At 35.8% G+C, this 1,805-nt stretch carries 3 protein-coding genes; 1 reads left to right on the top strand and 2 read right to left on the bottom strand.

Translation table 11 applies throughout. The features are described 5' to 3' along the window. Window positions 1-170 precede the first annotated feature (170 nt). Complete coding sequence (locus tag GXM17_RS21240; RefSeq protein ID WP_163401516.1) at window positions 171-731, bottom strand: phage virion morphogenesis protein; 561 nt, start codon at window positions 729-731, stop codon at window positions 171-173. Between the two features lie 60 nt (window positions 732-791). Here GXM17_RS21240 and GXM17_RS21245 point away from each other — a divergent pair, with 60 nt between their 5' ends. Beyond that, the gene (locus GXM17_RS21245) at window positions 792-1,028 is read left to right on the top strand and encodes a hypothetical protein (RefSeq protein ID WP_163401517.1); all 237 of its coding nucleotides are present in this window, start codon (window positions 792-794) and stop codon (window positions 1,026-1,028) included. Here GXM17_RS21245 and GXM17_RS21250 read toward each other — a convergent pair. Beyond that, window positions 1,025-1,805 (bottom strand): zinc-dependent peptidase (locus GXM17_RS21250; RefSeq protein ID WP_163401518.1); only part of this gene is annotated, 781 nt, incomplete at its 5' end. The genes GXM17_RS21245 and GXM17_RS21250 overlap by 4 nt on opposite strands.

Genomic DNA, 1,805 nt, shown 5'->3' on the forward strand with positions numbered 1-1,805 from the left:
ACAGCCGGAAAATACATTCCTTTCCGCGGATCATCTGTTCCTAATTGTCCTAAATCCTGTTCGATGTAAATAACTTCGGGAACTTCGTTTTTAATATGATCTTGAAGTGCTAAAAATAGTTTTCCAAAAGGCGATTCAATATTTTCTAAAAGGTTTTCTGTGGCCATAATTTATTGTAATATCTGTTTAATATCTCGTGTTACTTGTCTCTCAATAGCCCTGTTTAATACAACACTATCCCTGTCATTCGTTGGCATAAACTGACGTTTTGGAATGTTCATTTTTCGGGTATGTGCTCTTACTGAACTTTGACCGGATTTATAAGTCACGGTCTGCATACGCTCTCTACCTGTTCTGGTTAGTCTGCCGGTACCAACTCTCTTTTGGCTGTATTTATTTCGGGTATGAGCTTTAACGGTTACAGTTCCTTTAAAACCTTCATTATGTAACTTGGCATAAGGCCTGTTATTTTTTAAAGTCGCTTGTCCGGGTTGGGTAGTGTAATGGTTGTCAGCTCGCAAAGCTCCACTATCAACTAAGGTTGAACCTCTTTTTTTATTGCTCTTTTTCCACCGATCAAAGCTTTGCCCCTGAAAACCTCCCGCCCTGAAATTACCGTTTATAAAGCGTAAAGCTATGTTTCCGGCAACTGATGGGAAGCGGTTATTTGCATAGTTTTTGACCTCATTTGCCTTTTTTTCGAGCGCTCTTGAAAATTCTTCAGGTGTCATAATTCGTTAGTTTTTTATATAAATCATTGTTATTCAAATAATGTTTAGTAATTTTGTTTTATGGCTCTACAAGAATTAAATATAATTTTGAACAAATACGAAAACACAGATCAGGAATACTATGGTCTTTTGTCCCGTATTATGCTTTTTTGTTCAGAAAATTTCTTCCCAATAATTAGACAGGCTGAGGCCGAAAATAAACGGATTTATCTAAAAAATGATAGTCAAACCGATGCTGCCGAATTGGACATCCTTACTGATGGAACCATTTATTTAGAAGACTTAGAAATCCGTTAGTCAAATTCAAAATCAACCATTTTTTTATACAGTGCTGGCATTAATTCTTTAAATACGTCATTGCCAGAAAATTTGTTTTCGGATATGTGTGCAATGAATTCAGCTTCCTTGTATCCGGCTTTTTTCCAATAAGCGTCAGGATGAGTTTGATTCATATTTATAGCCGGTCTTATACTTGCAATAGTATCCAAAACAGCTGCATGTTTTTCACGTGCATCATTATCACCAGAAAACAACGTCTTTTGTGCTTTAATATAAATTTCTTTCATTTCCGCTGACGTGTACATTTTTCGAGCTTCATTCATTAAGGACTTAATTTTATCACTGTCTCTTAAACCTGTTTGAAAATCAATTGCATGTCCAAACTCATGATGAACAACCGCCTGAGCATACCATTTACTGTTTTTTCTTCTTTCGTCAATAGGTATTTTTACAAAATTTGCATCTGGTCTGTAATAAGCTCCCCTAATTTTCGGTTGACCATCTGGCTCAACTGTGTAGAGCGGTGTATCTCTTTTAAGATATTTAAAAACCTCCTTATTTACAACTACTCCAAGTTCTTTTTCGTAACGTTCCAATTCTTTTGGAATGTTTGAAATAACCACTGTCGGTTTTGCTTTCTTTTCCGTTGCTTTAAAATAAGGATGTTTGTCGTTAAATATAATTTTACTCAATGCAGCATTGTTGTCGAAAATGGTATCTTTTACCAAAGGATCAACCGCATTGTTAGCCCAGTCACTATCAAACTCCTTACTTAAGTTTCTTGCGATACCTGGA

Source organism: Flavobacterium fluviatile (genome assembly GCF_010645065.1).
GTDB lineage: Bacteria > Bacteroidota > Bacteroidia > Flavobacteriales > Flavobacteriaceae > Flavobacterium > Flavobacterium fluviatile.